Genomic DNA, 24,395 nt, shown 5'->3' on the forward strand with positions numbered 1-24,395 from the left:
GACGGTCCCAGGCGTAAAGATCACCGATCACTGGAGGACAGGGATGCGTGACGACGACACAAACGACGCCCGGGCCGAGGCGGAGGAAGCCACTGGCGACGCCGCCACGGCCACGGCCCGCCGCGTGGCCGCCGCCCGGGCCGCCCAAGGCCTGTGGGCGCGCACGCCGCTGCGCCGCCGCCTCAAGGTGATCCGCCGCCTGCGCCGCATGATCGGCCGTCGCGCGCCGGAACTGGCCGACAGCGTGCGCACCTACGGCGGTCGCCAGCCGGGCGAGACGCTGATGGCCGAGGTCCTGCCGCTGGCCGAAGCCTGCCGGTTCCTGGAGCGCGAGGCCGGCGACCTTCTCGCCCCGCGCAAGCTGGGCGGAGAGGGGCGGCCGGCCTGGCTGTCGGGCACGTCCGCCGTGGTGAAGCCCGAGCCGCTGGGCGTGGTGCTGATCCTGGCGCCGTCCAACTATCCGCTCATGCTGCCGGGCATCCAGATCCTCCAGGCGCTGGCGGCGGGCAACGCGGTGGTGGTCAAGCCGGCGCCCCAGTGCGCCGCGCCGCTCTACAAGCTGGCGGCCATGCTCGATCACGCCGGCCTGCCGGAAGGGCTGCTGCACGTTCTGGGCGAGACGGTGGCCGAGGCCGAGGCGGCCATGGACGCGGGCGTCGACAAGGTGCTGCTCACCGGCTCTGCGGAGACGGGCCGGGCGGTGCAGCGCCGCCTCGCGGAAACACTGACGCCGTCCACCATGGAACTGTCGGGATCGGACGCGGTGGTGGTGCTGCCGCGCGCCGACCTGGATCTGGTTGCCCGGTCCGTGGCCTATGGCCTGCGGCTCAACGGCGGGGCGACCTGCATCGCGCCGCGTCGGGTGTTCGTCCCGCGCGAGGCGGCGGCGGCGCTGGAGCGCAAGCTGCTGTACGAGATCGCCGCCATTCCCGCCGTGCCGGTGCCGCTGCCGGTGCGGCGCCAGCTGCACGATCTGGTCCGGCGGGCGGAGGCGGACGGCGCGCGGCTGGCCCACGGCGCCTTCGATCCGGCGGAGGGGGGGCTCAAGCCGGTGGTGGTGGCCGACGCCGCGCCCTGGATGAGCCTGTTGCAGGCGGATGTCTTCGCGCCGGTGGTCTCGCTTGTGCCGGTGGCCGACACCCAGGCCGCCGTGGAGCAGGCCAACGAATGCCCCTACGGCCTGGGCGCCACCGTCTTCGGGCCCGAGAAGGCGGCGCGCGACGTGGCCGAGGCGCTGCGGGTGGGCGGGGTGACCATCAACGACATCATCGTGCCCACCGCCGATCCCCGTCTTCCCTTCGGCGGTCGCGGGCGCAGCGGCTTCGGCGTCACGCGCGGCGCCGAAGGGCTACTCGAACTGACGCACCCCAAGGTAATATCCACACGCAAGGGCCGGTTTCGTCCCCACCTGCGGCCGCCGTCGGAGGCCGACGCAAAGTTGGCGGCGGGGTGGTTGCGTCTGGTGCACGGCGGCCTAGGTGGTCTGTTCCGGGGCCGGCGTCCGTAGCAGACGTAGCGGCGCCCCCAGGCGCCCGGTCTGGAACGGATACGGAGGGATGACGTGAAAGCGCGCACAGTGCTTGGACTGGCGGCCGTTCTGCCGCTGGTCGGATATGTCGCCGTCGCGGCGGTAAAGGGGCGGGATGCCGTCTGGTCCACGCTGTTCGGCCCGCCCGAGCGCCACGCCGTGGTGTTCGAGACCTGGGACCGCGCGCCGGCCGGCAATGAATACATTCTCTGCCCGGCGGGCCTGTGTCCGGGGCAGACCCATGGAGAGGCGCCGGAGTTCGCCGTGCCCGCGACCGACCTCAAGGCGGCATGGGATCGGGTCGTGGCGTCCAAGCCGCACACCGAGCGCCTGGCATGGGATGACGCCGCCATGCAGGGCGACTGGGAGGTGCGCACGCCCCTTCTGCGTTTCCCCGACACGGTGACGGTGCGGTTCGTGCCGCTGGCGGAGGATCGTTCGACGCTGGCGGTCTTCAGCCGCTCCCACTACGGCAAGAGCGACCTTGGCACCAACGGGCGCCGGGTGACGCAGTGGCTGGACGACCTGCGCGCGGAGGTGGCGGCATGACCGTGATCCGACGCCTCGTCCGCCCGCTCGCCGTCATCTCCGTCCTGGCCGCCGGAGCCGCGCCCCTTGCGGCGCAGACGGTCGATGCCGTGGCGGCCCGCGTCGCCCCGGGCATCACGGTGTCCGTCGCCGGTGTCGCAAGCGACCGCGGGAACGTGCGCATCGCCGTGTGCACCCGGGATGAGTTTCTCAAGCCGGGATGCCGCTTCGGCGCCTCCGCCCCCGCCACCGTGGGGACGGTGACCCTGATGGTGCCCGACGTGCCGCCGGGAACCTACGCTGTGCAGGCCTATCACGACGAGAACGCCAATGCGAAGATCGACCGCTCGATCTTCGGCGCGCCGAAGGAAGGGGTCGGCTTCAGCAACGGCGCCAAGATCAACTTCGGCCCGCCCAAGTTCGGTGATGCGGCCGTCGAGGTGGGCGAGGGCGAGGCCTTCACCGTGGTGCCGCTGAAGTACTTCTGACGCCTACTCCAGGCCGGGACCCTGCGCGGGGGTTCCGCCCCAGGGCATGACGGGCACGGTGGAGAGGCTGTTCTTGGGACTGCCCTCCACCATCTTGTCGCTGTAGACCAGGTAGACCAGCGTGTTGTGCGGCCGGTCGTGGAAGCGCACCACCTGCAGGCGCTTGAACATGATGGACCGGCGCTCGCTGAAGACCTGCTCGCCGTCCTCCAGGTCTTCCTTGATGGTGATGGGGCCCACCTGTCGGCAGGCGATGGCGGCGTCGGAGGTATCCTCCGCGAGCCCGAGCGCGCCGCTCAGTCCGCCGGTGCGCGCCCGGCTGACGTGGCAGACGACGCCGTCCACCTTGGGGTCCTCGAAGGCGTCGACGCAGATCTTGTGGTCGGGTCCGACCATCTTCCAGACCGTGGAGACGCAGCCCACTTCCTCGGCCAGTGCGGGCGGGCCGGCGGCAAGCACCAGGGCGGTGAGGCCGAGCAGGGAAAGGCCGAGGCGGCGCATGAGCGGATCTCCGGCAGGAATGGCGAGGTTTCACGGGCATAACATCCCCGTCGGGCCCCGTCCATGGCGGACGGACAACCGACGGCGCGTGTTCCTTGGGCGTTGATCAACAGCGATTCGTGCGGTCTGCCGGATGGCCGGTTCAGCGCAAGTATCGGTTGTTGCTGGCCTTTTCATGACGGGCTGGACATTCTCCGCCGGACGGCTGAAGCTTGGGGTTTCCGGCGGGTTTCCCGTCCCGCCGTGACCGGCGCGCCATTCTGCGGAGTGGCGCTTGGCCTGGGTTCACCGCTACGCCCAAACGGGGAATCAATCTACAGTCTTCCCGCCATGCCTGCTTAACCTTCTGGTTTAAGCACCCTGAGGGGTTGCTCAGGCTGCTTTACTCCCCGTTTTCGCGTCCAATCGGACCACCTAAGCGACAACGGGAGAGGGACCAATGCTCGACTGCCTGACCTGGGGCACGGCTCATCACTTCGGCGACGCGCTTGCCGGCCAGCACCGGCTGCGCTACCGCGTCTTCGTGCAACGGGCCGGCTGGAACGTGCCCCACATCAACGAGATGGAGTGGGACCAGTACGACACGCCGGCCGCCCACTACCTGGTGTGGCGCGACGACAACGGCGAGGCGCGCGGCGTGGTGCGCTTCAGCCCCACCAACGTTCCCTACATGATCGCCGACATCTGGCCCGAGATGGTGACCGACGTGCCCCTGCCGCGCGATACGCTGACCTGGGAGGCGACGCGCCTGGCGGTCGACCCGTCCGCCTCGCCGGCCCTGCGCCGCCAGATCCGCCGCGAGATGGTGGTGGGGATCATGGAGTTCGGCCTGATGTACGGCGTGCAGCGCTACATCCACCTGATGCCGCCGACCTTCGTGCGCTCGTTCCTGCTGGGCAACGGCATGAACACCTGGGCCGTCGGCCCCACCCGGCGCATCGACGGCGTGCCCTGCGCCGTGTGGCTGACCGAGGTTTCCGCCGAGCGGCTGGAGACGGTGCGTAAGGTCACGGGCGTGCGCCAGCCGGTCCTGCGGCTGGCCGACGACGACGGAATGGCGCCGGCGGTGGCCGCATGACGGGCGCACCGGTCCGCCGTCCGCGGCCGTCCGAGGCTCCGGACGACACCGCCGCCGAACGCCACATCGTCGAAGGGCTCTGCTACCTGGAGCGCGAGGCCGACCGCGCCGCGCTCAAGGATCTGGCGACCACCATCCGTGCCGCCCTCGACGTCTACACCCACACCCGAGGCCAGGAGTGTGACGCATGAGCACCGTCATTCCGTTCCCCACGCAGGTTCTCGACCAGGCGCTTGACGACGACGACCAGCGCCAGGCCCTGCGGGCCATGCTGCGCTACCTGCACCGCGAGATGAGCGACTCCAACCTGCCCACCACCGCCGCCGCCATCGCCCTGGCGATGCAGGCCCTGGACCACGAGTGGCCGGAGTAGGCCGCGCCTTGCGCGCCGCCGGCCCCCGAGCAGACGACTGAAGAGGATACCATCGCCATGAATGCCATCAGCCCCGCCACCGCCAAGACCGTTCCCGCCGCTGCCGCCACCGGCGTGCGCACCCTGTCTGCCGCCACCACGCCGGTGGAGGACGTGCATGCCGCGCTCAAGCGCGACGGCGCCGTGGTGCTGACCGACCTGGTGCCGGGCGAGGTGATCGACCAGGTGGACGCCGACCTGTCGGCCTATCTGGACCGCACGCCGTTCTGCGAGGGCAACTTCTTCGGTTGGAAAACGCGCCGCCACGCCAGCGTGCTCGCCAAGTCGCGCGCCAGCCACGCGCTTTGCGCCAACCCGTTCATCCTGGACGTGGTGAAGGGCATGCTGCTTCCCTGGTGCGACAGCATCCAGCTTTCGGGCACCCAGACCATCCAGATCCATCCCGGCGAGCCGGAACAGCTGCTGCACGCCGACGAGGAACTGTGGCCCATCGAGCGCGGCCGCATGGAATACCAGATGAACGTGGTCTGGGCGCTGTCGGAGTTCACCGCCGAGAACGGCGCGACCCGCATCGTTCCGGGCAGCCACAAGGACCCCGAGATCGAGCGTCTGCCCGACGAATCCCGCATCGTCCAGGCCGAGATGCCCCGCGGATCGGCGGCGGTGTGGCTGGGGTCCACCGTGCACGGCGGCGGCGCCAACCGCTCGACCGCGCCGCGCACCGGCCTGTCCATGGCCTATTGCCTGGGCTGGCTGCGCCAGGCGGAGAACCAGTACCTGGCCAACCCGCCGGAAATCGCCAAGACCTACTCCCGCGAGTTGCAGGAGCTGATCGGCTACAACGTCCACAACCCGAACCTGGGCTGCTTCGAGGGCCAGGACCCGCGGGTGCTGCTGGAGATGGACGGCCGCCCCGACATTCTGACGTTCAAGGACTACATGCCCGAGTGGGCCGCCGAGCTTCTGGCCGAGTTCTGCGCCATTCGCGACGGCAAGAAGGCCGCCTGATCCGCCGCCAGGGGGAGAGCGAGCGCGAAGGGCCGAAGCGGCGCCGGAGGAGGGCGCCGCTTTGGCCCTTCCGGGTTGCGCGGGCGCAGGGTAAGCGTGCGGCAGCCCCTCCTGCCGAGACCTGCCATGCCCCGCCGCCTCGTCGCCGACCTGACGCTTCTGCTTGCCGCCGCCATCTGGGGGTCCACCTTCGTGGTGCAAAAGCTGGCCTTCGTCGACGAGCAGGGCGCGGTGGAAACCGGGGCGGACGCGCTGGGGCCGCTGGCGTTCACCGGCAGCCGGTTCATTCTGGGGGCGCTGGTCATCCTGCCGCTCGCCCTGCGCGAACGGACCCGCGCCCCCGCCACCACAAGGCCGGTGGACAGGCTGGGCTTCGTCTTGTGCGGCGTGATGCTGTTCGCCGGGTCCTTCACGCAGCAGGTCGGGATCATCCACACCAGCGTCACCAACGCCGGCTTCCTGACGGCGCTGTACGTGCCCATGGTGCCGGTGCTGGCGCTGTTCCTGTTCCGCAAGCTGCCGCACTGGGCGGTGTGGCCGGGCGTGATCGGCTGCACGGCGGGAACGTGGTTCCTCAACGGCGGACGGCTGGACGGTTTTTCCGACGGCGATCTGTGGGTGATCGGCGGCGCGATCTTCTGGGCCCTGCACGTGATCTGCGTCGGCACCTTCGTCGCGCGCTCCGACCGGCCGCTGGGGCTGGCCTGCACCCAGTTCCTCACGGTCGGCGTGCTGGGGATGGCCGGCGCGGCGGCGCTGGAGAGCCCGAGCGTCGCGGCCCTGACGGGTGCGGCCTTCGAGATCGCCTATGCCGGCATCCTGTCGGTCGGCGTGGCCTTCACCCTGCAGGTGGTGGGGCAGCGGGGTGCGCATCCGGCCGATGCAGCGCTGATCCTGAGTTCCGAGATGGTGTTCGCCGCGCTGTCGGCGGCCATCGTGCTGGGCGAGCGCCTGACGGTCGCGCAGATGGGCGGCGCCGGCTTGATCCTGGCGAGCATCCTGGTGGTCGAGGCACTGCCCTTCCTGCGTACGAAAAGGAGGCGGAACGCTTCCGCGTCCGCCTCCTGAATCACGCACCGGGCGTGGGCCGTCAGTTCGGCCACAGCGTCTGGACCTCGCCGGGCAGCATATTCTTCACGTCCTTGATTTCGCCGGCGGTAACGCGCTGCTGCAGCACGGCGAAGACCGCCTTGCAGGCGCGTTCGGGATCATCGTCGGTGGCCGACTGCTTGAGGCGCTCGCCGACCGCGCCCAGGAATTCCTCCTTGCTGCGCTGGTCCTTGGCCGGGTTGTCGGCCGGGTGCCACTGGTCGTAGTAGATGCCCTTGACCATGATGGGGAACTGCGCGCCCAGGTCGGTCGCCTCGTCCACGGTCAGCCGATCCCGCAGGGCGTGCAGGGTGGCGCGCAAGGCGTGGTAGGCGTGCTTCTTCTCGCCGCCGAGTTGCGCGTTGATCTCGTTCACCCACTCGTTGGAGACCTGTACGGTGCGGTCAAAGATGTCGAGGCCGGTGTCACTCATGGATGTCACCTCCGTCTTCTGGTTTCTATGCGTTCGGTGATCTGTCCGAGTTACGACTATCGCCGGTGAAGCGTTCGAACCCGCCGCTCACTTTCCCGATTTTTCTGGTGCCTCTTCTTCCGCGATCTTGAGAAAGGCCCAGACCTGGCGCTCGTCCTTGCGCAGCGCGGCGGGAGCCGTGTCCTCGGCCTTGGCGGCGCGGGCGCAGGCCTGGGGCAGGGTGCCTTCTTCCCAGTGGGCGATGACGGCGGGATGGACGTAGCACTTGCGGCAGATGGCCTGGGTGTTCTTCAGCCGCTCCGCCACCTGCTTGACGGCGGCCTTCAGCTCGCTCTGGCGGGACTTCTTGGTGGCGGGCTCGGGCGCGGCGCACAGCGCGTGGTAGGCCAGGACCGTCCCCGCCCAGGTGCGGAAGTCCTTGGCCGTGAAGCCGTCGCCGGTGTGGTCGTGAAGGTACGCATTCACATCATCCGAGCCGACCGAGTGGTGGTGGCCGTGCTCGTCGACGTACTGGAACAGGCGCTGGCCGGGCAGGTCCTGGCACTCCTCCACCACGGCGGCGACGCGCGGGTCCTTGACGCTGATTTCCCAGTCCTTGCCGCCCTTGCCGGTGAAGTCGAAGTGCAGATCCGGCCCGTCCACGTCGACGTGGTCGCCCTTCAGGGTGGTCAGGCCATAGGAGTCGTTGTCCTTGGAATATTCCGGATTGCCGATGCGGATCAGGCTGTTCTCCAGAAGCCGCACCACCGCGGCCACCACCTTTTCCGGCGGCAGGCCCTCGCGCCCCAGGTCGCGGGAGACGCGGCGGCGCAAGGAGGGCAGGGCGGCGGCGAAGTCCAGCAGGCGGTGATACTTGGCGGCGTCGCGCACCTCCCGCCAGCGGGCGTGATAGCGGTACTGCTTGCGCCCGCGCGCGTCCCGCCCGGTGGCCTGAAGGTGGCCCTCGGGGTCCATGCAGATCCAGACATCCTTGTAGGCCGGCGGCACGGCCAGGCGCCGGGCGCGGTCGAGCGTGCGGGTGTCGCGGATGCGCTCTCCTTCCGGGTCGTGATAGCTGAACCCCTTGCCGCGCCGCCGCCGGCGGATGCCGGGTTCGGCGTCGGAGGACCACCTCAGGCCGTGGCGCTCCAGGTCCTCGGGCGCAAGGTCATCGTCAATCGTCATGGGCGCGCAACGACCCCCGTCAGGTGGATGAAAAAGGCTTCTTCTGGCCGTTGGAAGCCTGTTTTGGGCTTCCGGAAGGCTAATCTGCGATTTTTGCGTCAACGGGCCTCGACTTCGGCGCGTTGCGGTCGGAAGAGGAGCCACGGTGACTATGGCGACAGCGGCTTCTCCTTGGCCTTCGTTCCGGCCCGGTGCGGCTGCTGCTGAAGATGAGGAACCTGTCGCTCAACGGTCGCGTTGCCTCTCCCGAGTGCAATCCCAAGGAGGACCCATGAGCGCCAAGATACTCATCACCGGCGGGGCCGGGTTCATCGGGTCTCACCTGGCCGACGCCCTGCTGGCGCGCGGCCACGACGTGAGGGTGTTCGACAACCTGTCCCCCCAGGTGCACGGCGAGGACGCCAGCGTGCCCGACTACCTGTCGCCGGACGTGGAGTTCGTGCGTGGCGACGTGCGGGACGCCAATGCCCTGCGCCGGGCGCTCGAAGGCGTGGACGTGGTCTATCACCTGGCGGCCATGGTCGGCGTCGGCCAGAGCATGTACCAGATCGACGATTATACGGGTGTCAACGACCTGGGCACGGCGACGCTGCTGCAATTGCTGATCGAACGCCCTGTCAAGCGCCTGGTGGTCGCGTCCTCCATGAGCATCTACGGCGAGGGCCTGTACGAGGACGAAACCGGCGCCCTGGTCCCCAACGCCACGCGCTCTGCCGAGCAGCTGAAAAAGGGCCAGTGGGAGCCCGTCAGCACCGACGGCCTGCCGCTGACCCCCGTCGCGACGCCGGAAAGCAAGCAGCCGGAGCTGGCGAGCATCTATGCGCTCGGCAAATACGCGCAGGAACGCATGTGCCTGATTACGGGCCGGGCCTACGGCATCCCGACCACGGCCATGCGGTTCTTCAACGTCTACGGCACGCGCCAGGCGCTGTCGAACCCCTACACGGGCGTCCTTGCGATCTTCGCCTCGCGCCTGCTGAACGGCAAGGCGCCGCGCATCTTCGAGGACGGCCGCCAGCGCCGTGACTTCGTGCATGTGAAGGACGTCGCGCGGGCCTGCGCCGATGCCATGGACCGGCCCGAAAGCGCCGGCCATGCCATCAACATCGGGTCCGGCAACATCTACACGGTGGAGCAGATCGCCGCCACGCTCGCCCGCACCATGGGGCGCGAGGACATCGCGCCCGAGGTCACCGGCGAATACCGCGTCGGCGACATCCGCCACTGCTTCGCCGACCTGACCAATGCGGAAAAGCTGCTGGGCTTCCGCCCCGAGACCGGCTTCGACGAGGGTCTTTCGGAACTGGTGGACTGGGTCGCCTCCCAGACCGCCGAGGACCGGGTTGGCGAGGCGGACAAGGAACTGCGGCAGCGGGGGCTGGTGGCATGAACGCCGAGCCTCGCAAGCCCCACACCCCCGCAAGCGCGCCGGCCGTCGGCGTCGTCGAGTGGCTGCGTCCCGGCGACTACGAGCTGGTGGAGACCCTGCTCGCCGACCTCAAGCGCATGGGCATCACGCACCTGCGCACGGGTGTGAGTTGGGCGGAGTACCACACGCCCGGCGGCCGCGACTGGTACGCATGGCTGCTGCCCCGGCTGGCGAAGGACGTCGACGTGCTGCCCTGCGTGACCTACACGCCGCCGTCGATCGGCGAGGTGGAAAAGACCTCCAGTCCGCCGGCGGACCTCAAGGCCTATGCCGATTTCCTGGACGTTCTGGTGACCGACCACGGCGACTGCTTCGAGTGGGTGGAACTGTGGAACGAGCCCAACAACCTGAACGACTGGGACTGGCGCATCGACCCCAGCTGGCGCAAGTTCGCCAACATGATCATCATGGCGTCCTACTGGATGCACCAGCGGGGCAAGAAGACGGTGCTCGGCGGCATGTGCCCGACCGATCCCAACTGGGTCCAGTTGATGCGCGAATACGGCGCGCTGGACAACATCGACGCCATCTCGCTCCACGGCTTCCCCGGCACCTGGACCCACGACGGCCAGACCTGGGCGCGGCAGGTGGAAGAGGTGCGGGCCGCGCTGGCCGACCTGGACCGGCCCATGGAGTTCTGGATCACGGAAGCCGGCTACTCCACCTGGCGCCATGACGAGCCGACCCAGACCGAAGTGTTCCTGGACCTTCTGAAGGCCCCGGTCGAGCGCGCCTACTGGTATGCGTGGAGCGACCTGCACAAGGACATTCCCAGCCAGGAAGGCTTCCACGTCGACGAACGCCACTACCACTTCGGCCTGCGCACGCCGGAAGGCCGCCCCAAGCTGCTGTTCCGTCTGCTGGAGCGCGGCGGGATCGACGCGGTGGCGCGGGTCGACGAGCACCTGTGCCACCGCCCGGATGCCGCGGCGCCCGCCGTCACCGGCAAGGCGGAAAAGCCCGTGCTGATTACCGGCGGCGCCGGGTTCCTTGGCTCGAACATCGCCCACCGGCTGGCCGCCGAAGGCCGCCATGTGCGCATCTTCGACAACCTGAGCCGCGGCGGCGTCGAGGACAACCTGGCCTGGCTCATCGACAGCCATCCCGGCCGCATCGAGCCCGTGCCCGGCGACATCCGCGACCGCTGGACGGTCCGCGACGTGGTGAAGGAGGCCGAGAGCGTCTTTCATCTGGCCGCCCAGGTGGCCGTGACCACCAGCGTCAACGACCCGCGCGAGGACTTCGACATCAACCTGGGCGGCGTCATGAACGTGCTGGAGGCCGCCCGCGAGATGGCCGAGGCGCCCAGGCTGGTCTTCGCGTCGACCAACAAGGTCTATGGCGCGCTCTCCGACATTCCGCTGGCGTTGCAGGGCGACCGTCACGCGCCGGTGGACGAGGACGCCCGCCGCTACGGCGTTTCCGAGCGTCAGCCGCTGGAGCTGTATTCGCCCTACGGCTGCTCCAAGGGCGGGGCGGACCAGTACGTCATCGACCACGCCCGCATCTACGGCCTGCCGGCGGCGGTGTTCCGCATGAGCTGCCTCTACGGCCCGCGCCAGTTCGGCACCGAGGATCAGGGCTGGGTCGCGCACTTCATGATCCAGGCGCTCAAGGGCGAGCCGATCACCCTGTTCGGCGACGGCAAGCAGGTGCGCGACGTGCTGTTCGTCGACGACATCGTGGATGCCTACCTGCTGGCCGAGCGCCGCATGAAGGACGTGCAGGGCCGCGCCTTCAACATGGGCGGCGGGCCGCGCAACGCGGTGTCGCTCATTGAGGCCATCCGCGCCATCGAGCGCCTGACGGGCCGCAGCGTGGACGTCTCCTTCGGCGACTGGCGGCCGGGGGATCAGCCCTGGTACGTCAGCGACACCCGCACCTTCGAGAGCCTGACCGGCTGGCGCCCGCGGGTGGGTGTGGAGGACGGCTTCGCCCGCCTGCGCGACTGGCTGGTGGCGCACGGCTTCGGCAGCGTCGCCGCCGAGACCCCCGAACCGGAGGAAAGGGTCGCCGTATGAAGGTCTGCCTGATCAACCCGCACTGGACGTTCGACGGCAGCATCTACTTCGGCTGCCGCGAGCCTCACCTGCCGCTGGAACTGGGCTATTCCAAGGCCCTCCTGGAACGCGAGGGCCACGAGGCGGAAATCATCGACGCCCACATGGACGATCTGTCGCACGAGGACGTCCGCCTGCGGGTGGAGGCGTTTGCGCCCGACATGACGGTGGTCACCACCGCGCCCACCTACCTGTTCTGGCGCTGCGCCCCGCCCGAGCTGCGCGTCCCGCGCGAGGTGATCGACACCGTGCGCCCCCACGCCGGCCGGCTTGTGGCGGTCGGCCCGCACGGCTCCACGACCCCGCGCGCCGCTCTCGGCAAGCTGGAGGTGGACGAGATCGTCATGGGCGAGTGCGAGGAGATCGTCGTCAAGCTGGCCAACGGCGAGGACCGGGCGCACATGCCGGGGCTCGCCTTCCGGCACGAGAAGATGGAAAGCGGCATCAAGGTCAACGGCGGCCCTCAGGCGGCCACCTTCACCGACCTGCCGGCGCTGGAATGGCCGGACGCCTGGGTGAAGCGCCACCGCCACCACCACCACCGCTTCGACCGCGAGCCCAATGCGCCGGGGGCGGAGGTGGAGGCGAGCCGGGGGTGCCCGTTCTCGTGCTCCTTCTGCGCCAAGGAGAACTTCCGCGACAAGTACCGCAAGCGCGACCTGCCCACCCTGATGGCCGAGATCGACCGGCTGATCGCGCAGGGCGTCGAATACCTGTACTTCGTCGACGAAATCTTCCTGCCCGACAAGCCGCTCCTGGACGCGCTGGTGGAGCGCGACGTGGAGTTCGGCATCCAGACCCGCCTGGACCTCTGGAAGTTCCCAATGATCGAGCTTCTGGGCAAGGCAGGATGCGTGTCCATCGAGGCGGGCGTCGAAAGCATCACGCCCGAGGGCCGCGCCATGCTCGACAAGAACTGCAAGCTCGGCACCGACGAACTGACGGAACGGCTGATCCACGCCAAGAAGTTCGTGCCCTTCGTGCAAGCGAACCTGATCGAGCTGCCCACCGACGACCCGCAGCAGATCGCGGCGTGGCGCGAGGTCGTGCGCGAGCGCGGTGTGTGGGCCAACGATCCGGTGCCGCTGTTCCCCTATCCGGGCAGCCCCGACTACCGCAAGCTGTTCGGCCGGCTGGATGACCAGGCGTGGGAACGCGCCATGGACTACTACCTGCGCGAATACGTGGACTTCAGCGACATCCAGGAAGACACGCCCCTGCCGCTCGCCGACCTGGAGCGGAGGGCCGCCGAATGAACGCCGTCGCGCCGACGCCCGTCCCCCGTTGCGTGCTGATGACTGCCGACACGGTCGGCGGGGTGTGGACCTATGCCCTGGAACTGGCGCGCGGGTTGACGGCGCGGGGCGCGCGGTTGGTGATCGCCACCATGGGCCGGGCGCCGACGGACGCGCAGATGCGCGCCGCGCGGTCCATCGACGGCGTGATCCTGGAATGCTCCGATTACGCGCTGGAGTGGATGCCGGACGATCCGTGGGACGAAGTGGCGGCGGCCGGCGACTGGCTCATGCGGTTGCAGAAGCGCTACCGCCCGGACCTGGTGCACCTCAACGGCTATGCCCACGGCCGCCTGCCCTGGCGCGCGCCCGTGGTCGTGGCGGCGCATTCCGACGTGGTGACGTGGTTCGACGCCGTGAAGGGCGAGCCGCCGCCGCCGCTGTTCGAGCGTTACCAGGACGAGGCCCGCGCCGGCCTCGCCGCTGCCGATCTCGTAATTGCGCCGACGCAGGCCTACCTGCACGCCGTGACGGCCGCCTTCGGCCATGCCGGTCCGGCGCGGGCGGTGCGCAACGGCCTGGGCGACGCCCCGCCGCAGCCGCCGGAGAAGGCCCCGGTGGTGCTGGCCGCCGGCCGGGTGTGGGACGAGGCCAAGAACATGGCGGTCCTGGGAGAGGCCGCCGCGCGCGGACCGTGGCCGCTGCGGATCGCCGGTGACGCCGCCGGTCCGGACGGCGAGGCCGCGCCGCCGCCGGGCGTGAACACGCTCGGCCGCCTGGAGCCTGACGCCCTGGCACAGGAACTGGCCGAAGCCGCGGTGTTCTGCGCACCGTCGGTCTACGAGCCTTTCGGCCTGGGGCCGCTGGAAGCGGCGCGGACGGGCTGCGCCCTCGTTCTGTCGGACATTTCCACCTTCCGGGAGCTTTGGGACGGGGCGGCGCTGTTCGTCCCGGCGCGTGAGCCTGCCGCCTGGGCCGAGGCCTGTGCGGCATTGGCCGACGATGCCGCCTTGCGCCGGCGCCTGGCCGCCGCCGCACTGGACCGCGCCCGCCGCTACACCAACCGGGCGATGACCGACGCGACGCTCGCCGCCTACGCCGCCGCGGCCGGGCACGCGCCGAAGGCGGCCGTGCTGGCCGCCGAGTAAGCCTTCAGGAGACGCTTTTGAAGCTGGTCCTTTTCTACCATTCGCTGTTTTCCGACTGGAACCACGGCAACGCCCACTTCCTGCGCGGCGTGGTGCGCGAGTTGCTCCAGCGCGGCCACGACGTCACCGTCTGGGAGCCCGCCGCCGGCTGGTCGCGCGAGAACCTTGTCGCCGATCATGGCCCGCAGGCGCTGGAGGACATTGCGGCCGCGCTGCCGGGCCTGTCCTCGCGCCTCTATGACGGTGCCATGCCCGACCTGGACGAAGCGCTGGACGGCGCCGATGCCGTCATCGTGCACGAATGGTCCGCCCCCGAACTGGTCGCCGAGGTCGGCCGCCGCCGCGCCGCCGGGGCGGGCTTCCGGCTCTTGTTCCACGACACCCACCACCGCAGCGTTTCCGCGCCCGAGGAAATGGCGGCCTATGATCTCTCGGCCTACGACGGCGTGCTGGCCTTCGGCAACGTCATCCGCGACATCTACCTTCAGAAGCAGTGGACCGCCCACGCCTGGACCTGGCACGAGGCCGCCGACACGGCCCTGTTCCACCCGCGCGACGACATCGCCGCCAGCCGCGACCTTGTCTGGATCGGCAACTGGGGCGACGACGAGCGCACCGAGGAACTGGACCGCTTCCTGCTTGAGCCGGTGCAGGCCCTGGGCCTGTCCGCCACCGTCCACGGCGTGCGCTACCCCGACGATGCGCTGGAGCGGCTGGCGGCGGCGGGCATCGACTACCGGGGCTGGCTGCCCAACCACCGGGTGCCGGAGGTCTTCGCCGCGCACCGGGTGACGGTCCACGTACCGCGCCGCTTCTACACCGACATCCTGCCGGGCATTCCCACCATCCGCCCCTTCGAGGCCATGGCCTGCGGCATCCCGCTGGTCTCCGCCCCGTGGGACGACGTCGAAGGCCTGTTCACGCCCGGCGAGGACTATCTGGTCGCGCGCGACGCCGACGACATGGCCGCCAAGCTGCGCCTGGTGCTGGCCGACACCGATCTTGCCCGGTCCTTGCGCGAGAACGGCCTGAGCGCCATCCGCGCCCGCCACACCTGCGGCCATCGCGCCGACGAACTGCTGGACATCCTGGCAAGCCTGGGATGCCCCGCCGACACCACCCATCCACCCCGCGCCCGCGTGGAGATCGCCTGATGCACATCGCCTTTTTCGGCTCGTCCCTTGTGTCCGCCTTCTGGAACGGTGCCGCGACCTATTACCGCGGCATGCTGTCCGCGCTCGCGCGCCGGGGGCACACCATCACCTTCTACGAGCCGGACGCCTTCGACCGCCAGAAGCACCGCGACATGGACCCGCCCGACTGGGCGCGCGTCGTGGTCTGGCCGGCGACGCAGGAGGGCTGCGAACGGGCGCTGGAGGACGCGAAGGGCGCCGATCTGGTGGTGAAGGCCTCGGGCGTCGGCGTGTTCGACGCCTTCCTGGAGCAGAACGTGCTGCGCCTGAAGGCGCCGGGCACGCGCGTCGTGCTGTGGGACGTGGACGCCCCGGCGACGCTGGAGAACATCCACACCAGCCCCGACGACGTGCTGGGCCCGCTGGTGCCCGACTTCGACATGGTGCTGACCTACGGCGGCGGTGACCCGGTGGTCGACGCCTACACCAAGCTGGGTGCGAAGGCCTGCGTGCCCATCTACAACGCGCTGGACCCGACGACGCACTACCCGGTGGAGCCCGACCCGGCCTTCGCCGCCGACCTGGCGTTCCTCGGCAACCGCCTGCCTGACCGCGAGGCGCGGGTGGAGGAATTCTTCCTGAAGGCCGCCCAGGTGTTGCCCGACCAGCGGTTCCTCATGGGCGGGTCCGGCTGGGACGACAAGCCCATGCCATCCAACGTGCGGAACCTGGGGCACGTCTACACGCACCAGCACAACGCCTTCAACTGCTCCCCCAAGGCCGTGCTGAACATCACCCGCGACAGCATGGCGAAAACCGGCTTCTCGCCGCCCACCCGCGTCTTCGAGGCCTGCGGCGCCGGCGCCTGCCTGGTCACCGACGCCTGGGAGGGCATCGACCAGTTCCTGGAACCCGGCCGCGAGGTGCTGGTGGCCCATGACGGCGAGGACGTCGCCCGCCAGCTTTCGTCCCTGAGCGAAACCGAGGCCGCCGCCGTCGGCCAAGCGGGGCTGGCGCGCGTTCTGGCCGAACACACCTACGACCACCGCGCCGCCGAGGTGGAAGCCCTGCTGGAGGGCTCCGACCGCGTAGCACCCGTCACGCCCGAGGAGGTCGCCTCCTGATGCCCTTGTCCATCTGCATTCTCGGCCTGTCCATCACCTCAAGCTGGGGCAACGGCCACGCCACCACCTTCCGCGGACTGGTGCGCGAGCTGGCGAACCTGGGGCACCGCGTCACCTTTCTGGAGCGCGACGTGCCGTGGTACGCCGACAACCGCGACATGCCCGAACCGCAAGGCTGCACGACGCATCTCTATGCCTCGCTGGACGACCTGAAGGCCAGCCATGTGGCCGAGGTGCGCGACGCCGACCTTGTCATCGTCGGGTCCTACGTGCCCGACGGGGTGGAGGTCGGCCGCTGGGTCCAGGGCACGGCGGCGGGCATCGCCGCCTTCTACGACATCGACACGCCGGTGACGCTGGCGAAGCTGGATCGGGGCGACCACGAATACATCGCGCCCGAGATCATGCCGGGCTACGACCTCTATCTGTCCTTCACCGGCGGGCCGACGCTGCGCAAGATCGAGCGGGACTACGGCGTGCCCATGGCGCGCGCGCTGTATTGCTCCGTCGATCCGAACCTGTACTATCCTCAGCCCGAAACGCCGGTGAAGTGGGACCTGGGATACCTCGGCACCTATTCCGACGACCGCCAGCCGACCCTGGAAAAACTGCTGATCGAGCCCGCCCGGCGGGCACCGGAATGCCGCTTCGTCGTCGCCGGGCCGCAGTACCCCGAGAGCATCCAGTGGCCGGAGAACGTGGAGCGCATCGACCACTGCCCGCCGGCCGAGCACCGCGCCTTCTACAACGCCCAGCGCTTCACCCTGAACGTGACGCGCGCGGACATGATCCGCGCCGGCTACAGCCCGTCCGTCCGCCTGTTCGAAGCGGCGGCCTGCGCGACACCCATCCTGTCCGACTGGTGGGAAGGGCTGGACACCCTGTTCGAGCCCGGCCGCGAGATCGTCACCGCCGAAACCGCCGACGAGGCCCGCGCGGTGCTGGAGGACATGCCGGCCGAGGAAGCCCGTGAAATGGGTGAACGCGCGCGGCAGAAGGTGCTGTCCGCCCACACCGCCCGTCATCGCGCGAAGGAGTTGGTGACAGCGTATGAGGAAGCGCGGGCGGAAAAGGACGCGCGCGGCGACGTCCGCCTCGTGCCCTCGGAGGCCCGGGCATGACCCACGGCGCCCATCCCACCGGCCCGTCGGCGGAGGACTTGGCGCCCTGGTTCCACAACCTGCACCTTCCCGACGGCACCCAGACCCGGCCCGACCACCCGCTGGGCGACTTCCCCCGCTACAAGTGGGAGCAGGTGGCCGAGCACATTCCGGCCGACCTGACCGGCAAGCGCTGCCTGGATATCGGCTGCAACGCCGGCTTCTACAGCTTCGAGATGGCCAGGCGCGGGGCCGAGGTGGTCGGCATCGACATCAACGACCACTACCTGCGCCAGGCCCGCTGGGCGGCGGCGCGCATGGAGCTGTCGGACCGGGTGGCCTTCCGCAAGCGCCACGTTTACGACTTCGCCCGCGGGGCGGCGGAGCATTTCGACATCGTCATCTTCATGGGGGTGCTCTATCACCTGCGCTATCCCATGCTGGCGCTGGACACCATCCGCCACCTGGACCCGGAGCTGATGGTGTTCCAGACGCTGATGACCGCCGACCGCGACGTGGCGGAGGGTGCCGCCGGCGACGTCCACTTCGAGGACCGCGAGACCCTGGACCAGCCGGGCTGGCCCCGCATGGCCTTCATCGAGAACAGCCTTAACCAGGACCCGACCAACTGGTGGGTGCCCAACCACGCCGCCATCCTGGGCATGATGCGGGCGTCGGGCTTCCGCGTCGTGGCGCAGCCGGGCCATGAAATCTACGTCTGCCGTCCCATGGCGATCCGCACCGGCCACTGGCTGCCCGAGGAATTCGACGCTGCCACCGGCCGTGGAGATAAATCGGACGAGGCGGGAGAACCCTGAACCCCCTGCCTCCGTTCCTCGGGCAGACACGGCGTGCGCGACACCGCCGCGCGCCGGGATTTTTCAGAAACACGGAGGAACTCATGGCGACGCGAATCAAGGAAGTGATGACCAAGAATGTCCGCCTCGCCGACCCCAAGATGTCGCTGAAGGAATGCGCCAACGCCATGCGCGAGGACGACATCGGCATGATGCCGGTCTCCGACGATGGCCGCCTGGTGGGCACCATCACCGACCGCGACATCACCCTGAACGGCACCGCCAAGGGCCTGGACCCCAACAACACCAAGGTCGCCCAGGCCATGACCGAGGGCGTGGAATACGTGTTCGACGAAGACACGGTGGACGAGGCCGCCCGCGTCATGGCCGACCGTCAGGTCCGCCGCCTGGCCGTGCTCAACGCCCAGAAGGAACTGGTGGGCATGGTCGCCACCGCCGATCTGGCGACGCACGTTCGCAGCTCCGGCCCGGTGGACGAGGCCATTCGGGGCGTTTCGCAAGGATAACCCAAAGCTTTGAAATGACGGGTTTTTCCGGCCCGGCGACAGCATTGGTCGCCGGGCCGTTTTCGTGTGATCCGGGCTGGAAAAGGGGCCGTAGAGATAAGCGACACGGCCCCTGGACCTCACCGGTCTGGGCGGCTTCCCAACCCGGCACCGGGGCGTCACCCCTCCGTGCGTTTCCGGTGTGGAAGTCGGGTGGGGCTGGGGGTCGTGCCGCCCGTCTCCGATCCGTCGGAGACGGGCGTTACGTTACGGACGGGATCATCCGCGAAGAAAGAGAAGAAGACCGCGCATGGCGCACCGCAAACCCCACCTGCCCACCAAGACCTGCGAGGGCTGCGGGCGTCCATTCTCCTGGCGGCGCAAGTGGGCGCTGGTGTGGTCGGAGGTCAAATGGTGCTCCGACCGCTGCCGGCGCTCCAAGGCGCGCGCGCCGGGGACGACGGCCGGCGGACGCCACTCCCCTTCGGCGCCCGCCGCCGTCGTTCGGGGGTGAGGAGAAGCCGGCTTTCGATCACCGCGAAGCGGCATCTTGTCAGTCCGAGTTCCCTGTTGACATGGCGCGGCCCTGGTGTATCTACTTGGTATATCCACCAAGGGAGTCGACGCCATGAATGCCGTCAGCCGATGGGGCAACAGTCTTGCGCTTCGCGTGCCCAAGCGGATCGCGGAGGAGGCTGGTCTGCGCGAAGGCACGCAGGTGGACATGCGGGTCTCCCAAGGATCGATCGTCGTCACGCCGTCGCGGCCGAAGTATCGGCTGGACGACCTTATGGCGGCGTACAAGCCCGAGCATCGCCACGGAGAAGTGGACTTCGGCGCGCCCGAGGGCGAAGAGAAGTGGTGATGATGCCCGAGTATCAGCCTGACCGGGGCGACATCATCTTCATCAACTTCACCCCGCAAGCGGGCACCGAACAGGCGGGGGAGCGCCCGGGGCTCGTTCTGTCGCCAGCGAACTACAACATCGGGACGGGACTTCTGATCGCCTGCCCGATCACCAACCAGGTCAAGGGCAGCCCGTTCGAGGTGCCTTTGCCGCGGGGCTCCAAGGCGACGGGCGTCGTTCTGTCCAACCAGGTCCGGTCCATGGACTGGATCGCGCGCGGCGCGCGTCTTCACTCCCGCGCCACACGGGAGACGGTCGACGAAGTGTTGGCCCGCCTTGAGGCCATCATCTTCGACGGCTGATCGATCCGCCGACGCGGCATCGGCCTACTTCCGCAACCGCTTCCCCCAACACTCGACATCCGCACGGTGGCGGATTTAATATCCGCTCCCCATGTCGCACGCGGACACGGGCGCCATGACGCGCGCCCTCAACCCAGGATGCCGGATCACCCCATGACCAAGCACTACCCCGAAATCCAATCCAGCCCCAGCTTCCCCAAGCTCGAAGAGGAAATCCTCGAGACCTGGAAGCGGGACAAGATTTTCGAGCGGTCGGTGTCGCAGCGGTCCGGCGAGCAGGAGTTCGTCTTCTACGACGGCCCCCCGTTCGCCAACGGCCTGCCGCACTACGGCCACCTCGTGACGGGGTTCGTGAAGGACATCATTCCGCGCTTCCAGACCATGAAGGGCCACAAGGTCGACCGCCGTTTCGGCTGGGACTGCCACGGCCTGCCCGCCGAGCTGACCACCGAGAAGGAGATCGGCGTCTCCGGCCGCCATGCCATCCTCGACTACGGCATCGGCAAGTTCAACGCGGCCTGCGAGACGTCCGTCATGCAGTTCACGGCGGACTGGGAATACTACGTCACCCGCCAGGGCCGCTGGGTGGACTTCGAGAACGACTACAAGACCCTCGACATCACCTTCATGGAGTCGGTGCTGTGGGCCTTCAAGACGCTCTATGAAAAGGGCCTGGTCTACGAGGGCCACAAGGTCGTGCCGTATTCGTGGGCCGTGCAGTCGCCGCTGTCCAACTTCGAGACGCGGCTTGATAACTCCTACCGCGAGCGCGAGGACCCGGCGATCACCGTCGCCTTCTCGCTGACCCCGCGCGAGGGGGACAAGGCCCCCATGAAGGTGCTGGCCTGGACGACCACGCCCTGGACCCTGCCGTCCAACCTGGCGCTGGCCGTGGGGCCGGAGATCGAATACGCCGTGCTGGAGAAGGACGGCGAACACCTGGTCATCGGCGCCCAGACGCTCGCGCGCTACAAGAAGGAGTTGGGCGCGCTGGAGCTGGTGGGCACGCTGAAGGGCTCGGACCTGGTCGGCCGCACGTATGACCCGCTGTTCCCCTACTTCAAGGACACCGAGAACGCCTTCCAGATCCTGGGGGCGGAATTCGTCGACGTGGCCGAGGGCTCGGGCGTCGTCCACATGGCGCCGGGCTTCGGCGAGGACGACCTGATCGTCTGCGAGCAGTACGGCATTCCGCTGGTCGTGCCGGTGGACAACGAGGGCAAGTTCACCACCGAGGTGCCCGAGTACCAGGGCATGCTGGTGTTCGACGCCAACAAGCCCATCATCCAGGACCTGAAGGCGCAGGGCCGCGTCATCAAGCACGAGCAGTACCGCCATAACTACCCGCACTGCTGGCGCACCGACGAGCCGCTGATCTACAAGGCCATCAACAGCTGGTACGTGAAGGTTTCCGCCTTCAAGGACCGCATGGTGGAGCTGAACCAGGGCATCAACTGGATTCCCGGCCACGTCCGCGACGGCCTGTTCGGCAAATGGCTGGAGAACGCGCGTGACTGGAACATCAGCCGTGCGCGCTTCTGGGGCACGCCGCTGCCCATCTGGAAGTCCGACGATCCGCGCTATCCGCGCGTCGACGTCTACGGCAGCCTGGACGACCTGGAGCGCGACTTCGGCGTGCGGCCGGACAACCTGCACCGCCCCTACATCGACGAACTGACCCGCCCGAACCCCGACGATCCCACCGGCAAATCCACCATGCGCCGGGTGGAGGACGTGTTCGACTGCTGGTTCGAAAGCGGCTCCATGCCCTTCGCCCAGGTCCACTACCCGTTCGAGAACAAGGAGTGGTTCGAGGATCACTTCCCCGGCGACTTCATCGTGGAGTATGTGGCCCAGACGCGCGGCTGGTTCTATACGCTGGTGGTGCTGGCGACCGCCCTGTTCGACAAGGCGCCGTTCCGCAACTGCATGTGTCACGGCGTTGTGCTGGACGAAAACCACCAGAAGCTGTCCAAGCGCCTGAAGAACTATCCGGACCCGGTGGAGGTCTTCAACACCTACGGGTCCGATGCGCTGCGCTTCTATATGGTGTCCTCGCCGCTGCTGGTGGGCGGCGACCTCGCCATGCCCAAGGACGGCCGCGCCATCGCCCAGACCCAGCGGCAGGTGCTGATCCCGCTGTGGAATGCCTACTACTTCTTCACCCTCTACGCGAACGCGGAAGGGGTGAAGGCCGAGGCCGTGACCTCCAGCGAGAACGTGCTGGACCGCTACATCCTGGGCAAGACGCGCCGCTTCATCGAGGATATCGAAAAGGCGCTGGAGGTGTTTGATATCCCCGGCGCCTGCGCGGTGGTGCCGCCGTTCATCGACACGCTGAACAACTGGTACATCCGCCGCTCCCGCCCGCGCTTCTGGGCGGAGAACGGGCAGGTGGAGACGGCGGCGTTCAACACGCTCTACACTGTGCTCACCACCTTCTGCCGTGCCGCAGCACCCCTTCTGCCGTTCCTGACGGAGAAGATCTATCGCGGCCTGACGGGCGAGGAGAGCGTGCACCTGGCCGACTGGCCGGATGCGTCCGCCCTGCCGGCGGAAGCCGATCTGCTGGAGACCATGGACCTGGTGCGCGAGATCGCGTCCGGCACCCTGGCGCTGCGCGAGACGGCGGGCAAGCGCGTGCGCCTGCCGCTGCCGGAACTGACGGTGGCGGTGTCGGGCGTGGAGCGCCTCAAGCCCTTCGAGGACGTCATCAAGGACGAGGTGAACGTGAAAACGGTCACCTTCGACGACAATCCGCACACGTACGGCACCCAGTCCCTGCACGTGAACCCCAAGATCGGTGCGCGCATCGGCAAGGCCATGCGCGACGTCATGGCGGCCAGCAAGAAGGGCGAATGGGCGTTCAAGGGCGACGGCACGGTGGAGATCGCCGGGCAGGTTCTTTCCGGCGACGACTTCAGCTTGCGCGTGCTGACGGCCGAGGGCGTGCACAGCCAGACCATCGCGCGCGGCCACGGCGTCGTCATCCTGGATGTCGAGACGACGCCGGACCTGGAGAACGAGGGCCTGGCCCGCGACGTCATCCGCTTGGTGCAGATGACCCGCAAGGAGGCCGACCTGCACATCTCCGACCGCATCGTGCTCACCATCGCCGCTGGCTCGGCGCTGCGTCCGGCGCTGGAGCAGTTCGGCGAGACGGTCAAGCGCGAGACGCTGGCCGTCGACCTGCGCCTGTCCGACGACATGGACGGCGCGCATGTCGCCGAGCACCAGATGCAGGGCGAGCCGGTGAAGATCGGCGTCGCCAAGGCGGAGACGGCGGCGGCCTGAACGGCTGCTCCGGTGCTGCCCTGAGGGGTCGCGAAGCCTGGGCGTCGGCCCCGGCTTTGCGACGGCCTGACCGTCCATCGGCGCCCATGAGGATGCCCCGCATGTCCTTGACATGCGGGGCTCTTTTTATTTCAGATATAGAAAGTTCAGAAGTAAAGAGATAGTGGTTTCGTCAAGTCATCTGGATGGTGCTATTCAAATCCACAAGTCAGCGATAGGCTTCCCGCCGACAGGAACTGATTCGGAGTCGCGGCTTGCCGCTGGGGAGAAGCGGCGGGTTTCGCGATGTTTGGGAGGGAAAGGCCGCTCGTCTTTCGTTGTCTTGAGGGGGGATGGTTATGAACGGGCTCGAGGATATTGTTTCCGCCACGGCTGATTTCATTGCAAAAAACAACATCGTGATGTCGGCAGTTCTGCTTCCGGCTGGCGTTGTTTGTCTTCTGTTCGGCCTTAAGCTGTTTCACGTTATCATCGCTCTACCGGGGCTTGCCATCGGTGCGACCCTCGGCTACTTGACCGCCGATGTGCCGGGCGCGGTTGTCCTGGGCATTATTTTCGGCCTTCTGGCCGTTTTTCTGTTTCGCCTGGCCGTCTGGTTGAAGGGGGCGGCGCTCGGGCTGCTTCTGGCCATCTTCCTGGACAACTATTACGGATGGGAGGGTGATTACATCTGGGTGGCCTATGTCTTCATCGCCCTCCTGTGCGGTGATCTTGCACTGCGCCTGACCGACCTGCTGGCGATCATCTCGACCTCGGCCACGGGTGCCGTGTTCGTGTCGTATGCCCTGGTGAACGGCTGGATGATCCTCAACGGCGGGCTTGGCTACACCTACGGTTTCCAGGCGTGGATCGGCATGATCGCCCAGGGGCTGGACCATCATGGCATCGAGGGAGCGTTCCGCTATATCGCCTTCGAGATCATTGCCATCGCCGCTCTTTTCCTCTTTGGCGTCTTCTACCAGTTGAGGTCCAAGCCGAAGCGAGCCGCCGTCGAGCAGGGCGAGAACAAGCCGGTCGTTCTGGAGAAGGTCGGGGCGTCCGACGTTGCCGGCCAGAAGTGAAGCGGCGTCCGGGTGCGCCGCCGGTAGCTGGCGTCTTCGGGGGGCGTCGTGCGGCCCGCGAGGCGACTCGGGCAGGATCATGATGCCGGAGCCACTCCACCTTGCCTAA

Annotated in this window: 25 protein-coding genes; 22 read left to right on the plus strand and 3 right to left on the minus strand. The window is 68.4% G+C overall.

All coding sequences use genetic code 11. The annotated features are described in order from the left end of the window. The first annotated feature begins 43 nt into the window (after nt 1-43). Genes LG334_RS07010 through LG334_RS07020 form a run of 3 tightly spaced genes read left to right on the plus strand, consistent with a single transcriptional unit; the run spans nt 44 to nt 2,544 of the window. The gene (locus tag LG334_RS07010; RefSeq protein WP_404384623.1) at nt 44-1,507 is read left to right on the plus strand and encodes an aldehyde dehydrogenase family protein; all 1,464 of its coding nucleotides are present in this window, start codon (nt 44-46) and stop codon (nt 1,505-1,507) included. A gap of 54 nt (nt 1,508-1,561) precedes the next feature. Then, a complete protein-coding gene (locus LG334_RS07015; RefSeq protein WP_404384625.1) occupies nt 1,562-2,077 on the plus strand; it encodes a DUF1499 domain-containing protein in 516 nt (171 codons plus the stop codon). Beyond that, nucleotides 2,074-2,544, plus strand: coding sequence for a DUF2141 domain-containing protein (locus LG334_RS07020; RefSeq protein ID WP_404384627.1), 471 nt, complete (start codon nt 2,074-2,076; stop codon nt 2,542-2,544). The genes LG334_RS07015 and LG334_RS07020 overlap by 4 nt, the downstream gene beginning before the upstream one ends. A 3-nt stretch (nt 2,545-2,547) precedes the next feature. Here the strand turns inward: LG334_RS07020 and LG334_RS07025 are convergent, their stop codons facing one another. Beyond that, nucleotides 2,548-3,045, minus strand: a complete 498-nt coding sequence (locus LG334_RS07025) for a CreA family protein (RefSeq protein ID WP_404384629.1) — start codon at nt 3,043-3,045, stop codon at nt 2,548-2,550. A gap of 439 nt (nt 3,046-3,484) precedes the next feature. On the opposite strand from LG334_RS07025, the gene LG334_RS07030 reads away from it, so the two are divergent. The 5 genes from LG334_RS07030 to LG334_RS07050 all read left to right on the plus strand — a co-directional run bounded on the left by LG334_RS07030 (nt 3,485) and on the right by LG334_RS07050 (nt 6,572). After that, entirely contained in the window at nt 3,485-4,123 is a 639-nt protein-coding gene (locus LG334_RS07030; protein WP_404384631.1) for an acyl-homoserine-lactone synthase, read from the plus strand. Continuing rightward, nucleotides 4,120-4,314, plus strand: a complete 195-nt coding sequence (locus LG334_RS07035) for a hypothetical protein (RefSeq protein WP_404384633.1) — start codon at nt 4,120-4,122, stop codon at nt 4,312-4,314. The genes LG334_RS07030 and LG334_RS07035 overlap by 4 nt, the downstream gene beginning before the upstream one ends. Next, a complete protein-coding gene (locus LG334_RS07040) occupies nt 4,311-4,496 on the plus strand; it encodes a hypothetical protein (RefSeq protein ID WP_404384635.1) in 186 nt (61 codons plus the stop codon). The genes LG334_RS07035 and LG334_RS07040 overlap by 4 nt, the downstream gene beginning before the upstream one ends. Nucleotides 4,497-4,553: 57 nt before the next feature. Beyond that, complete coding sequence (locus LG334_RS07045) at nt 4,554-5,504, plus strand: phytanoyl-CoA dioxygenase family protein (RefSeq protein ID WP_404384637.1); 951 nt, start codon at nt 4,554-4,556, stop codon at nt 5,502-5,504. 126 nt (nt 5,505-5,630) lie between these two features. Next, on the plus strand, nt 5,631-6,572 hold the full coding sequence (locus LG334_RS07050) for a DMT family transporter (RefSeq protein ID WP_404384639.1): 942 nt from the start codon (nt 5,631-5,633) through the stop codon (nt 6,570-6,572). A 22-nt stretch (nt 6,573-6,594) separates the two neighbouring features. Here the strand turns inward: LG334_RS07050 and LG334_RS07055 are convergent, their stop codons facing one another. Both LG334_RS07055 and LG334_RS07060 read right to left on the minus strand, forming a co-directional pair. Beyond that, complete coding sequence (locus LG334_RS07055; protein ID WP_404384641.1) at nt 6,595-7,026, minus strand: DUF2267 domain-containing protein; 432 nt, start codon at nt 7,024-7,026, stop codon at nt 6,595-6,597. A gap of 87 nt (nt 7,027-7,113) precedes the next feature. Continuing rightward, nucleotides 7,114-8,190, minus strand: coding sequence for a DNA topoisomerase IB (locus LG334_RS07060; RefSeq protein WP_404384643.1), 1,077 nt, complete (start codon nt 8,188-8,190; stop codon nt 7,114-7,116). Between the two features lie 271 nt (nt 8,191-8,461). On the opposite strand from LG334_RS07060, the gene LG334_RS07065 reads away from it, so the two are divergent. The 14 genes from LG334_RS07065 (at nt 8,462) to LG334_RS07130 (ending at nt 24,286) form a co-directional block, all read left to right on the plus strand. Beyond that, nucleotides 8,462-9,580, plus strand: coding sequence for an NAD-dependent epimerase/dehydratase family protein (locus LG334_RS07065; protein ID WP_404384645.1), 1,119 nt, complete (start codon nt 8,462-8,464; stop codon nt 9,578-9,580). Next, the gene (locus LG334_RS07070) at nt 9,577-11,640 is read left to right on the plus strand and encodes an NAD-dependent epimerase/dehydratase family protein (RefSeq protein ID WP_404384647.1); all 2,064 of its coding nucleotides are present in this window, start codon (nt 9,577-9,579) and stop codon (nt 11,638-11,640) included. The genes LG334_RS07065 and LG334_RS07070 overlap by 4 nt, the downstream gene beginning before the upstream one ends. After that, nucleotides 11,637-12,935 (plus strand): TIGR04295 family B12-binding domain-containing radical SAM protein, encoded by a 1,299-nt coding sequence (locus LG334_RS07075; RefSeq protein WP_404384649.1) that lies wholly within the window; start codon nt 11,637-11,639, stop codon nt 12,933-12,935. The genes LG334_RS07070 and LG334_RS07075 overlap by 4 nt, the downstream gene beginning before the upstream one ends. Further along, nucleotides 12,932-14,062: a glycosyltransferase family 4 protein gene (locus tag LG334_RS07080; RefSeq protein ID WP_404384651.1), complete on the plus strand. Its 1,131-nt coding sequence runs from the start codon at nt 12,932-12,934 to the stop codon at nt 14,060-14,062. Before LG334_RS07075 ends, LG334_RS07080 begins: the two co-directional genes overlap by 4 nt. Before the next feature lie 17 nt (nt 14,063-14,079). Continuing rightward, nucleotides 14,080-15,216: a glycosyltransferase gene (locus tag LG334_RS07085; protein WP_404384653.1), complete on the plus strand. Its 1,137-nt coding sequence runs from the start codon at nt 14,080-14,082 to the stop codon at nt 15,214-15,216. Further along, complete coding sequence (locus LG334_RS07090; protein WP_404384655.1) at nt 15,216-16,319, plus strand: glycosyltransferase; 1,104 nt, start codon at nt 15,216-15,218, stop codon at nt 16,317-16,319. Before LG334_RS07085 ends, LG334_RS07090 begins: the two co-directional genes overlap by 1 nt. Further along, entirely contained in the window at nt 16,319-17,440 is a 1,122-nt protein-coding gene (locus tag LG334_RS07095; RefSeq protein ID WP_404384657.1) for a glycosyltransferase, read from the plus strand. The genes LG334_RS07090 and LG334_RS07095 overlap by 1 nt, the downstream gene beginning before the upstream one ends. Then, nucleotides 17,437-18,237: a TIGR04290 family methyltransferase gene (locus LG334_RS07100; RefSeq protein WP_404384659.1), complete on the plus strand. Its 801-nt coding sequence runs from the start codon at nt 17,437-17,439 to the stop codon at nt 18,235-18,237. The genes LG334_RS07095 and LG334_RS07100 overlap by 4 nt, the downstream gene beginning before the upstream one ends. 83 nt (nt 18,238-18,320) lie before the next feature. Then, entirely contained in the window at nt 18,321-18,743 is a 423-nt protein-coding gene (locus LG334_RS07105) for a CBS domain-containing protein (protein ID WP_404384661.1), read from the plus strand. 289 nt (nt 18,744-19,032) lie between these two features. Next, nucleotides 19,033-19,236 carry a DUF2256 domain-containing protein gene (locus LG334_RS07110; RefSeq protein ID WP_404384663.1) on the plus strand — a complete coding sequence of 68 codons (204 nt, stop codon included), beginning with the start codon at nt 19,033-19,035 and terminating at the stop codon, nt 19,234-19,236. Between the two features lie 114 nt (nt 19,237-19,350). After that, nucleotides 19,351-19,587: an AbrB/MazE/SpoVT family DNA-binding domain-containing protein gene (locus LG334_RS07115; RefSeq protein ID WP_404384665.1), complete on the plus strand. Its 237-nt coding sequence runs from the start codon at nt 19,351-19,353 to the stop codon at nt 19,585-19,587. After that, on the plus strand, nt 19,587-19,931 hold the full coding sequence (locus LG334_RS07120) for a type II toxin-antitoxin system PemK/MazF family toxin (protein WP_404386319.1): 345 nt from the start codon (nt 19,587-19,589) through the stop codon (nt 19,929-19,931). The genes LG334_RS07115 and LG334_RS07120 overlap by 1 nt, the downstream gene beginning before the upstream one ends. 153 nt (nt 19,932-20,084) lie before the next feature. Beyond that, nucleotides 20,085-23,225 carry an isoleucine--tRNA ligase gene (gene ileS / locus LG334_RS07125; protein ID WP_404384667.1) on the plus strand — a complete coding sequence of 1,047 codons (3,141 nt, stop codon included), beginning with the start codon at nt 20,085-20,087 and terminating at the stop codon, nt 23,223-23,225. 338 nt (nt 23,226-23,563) lie between these two features. Next, a complete protein-coding gene (locus LG334_RS07130; protein WP_404384670.1) occupies nt 23,564-24,286 on the plus strand; it encodes a hypothetical protein in 723 nt (240 codons plus the stop codon). Nucleotides 24,287-24,395: the final 109 nt, after the last annotated feature.

The organism is Caenispirillum salinarum (genome assembly GCF_044803115.1).
In the GTDB taxonomy this organism is placed as follows: Bacteria; Pseudomonadota; Alphaproteobacteria; order Rhodospirillales; family Rhodospirillaceae; genus Caenispirillum; species Caenispirillum salinarum_A.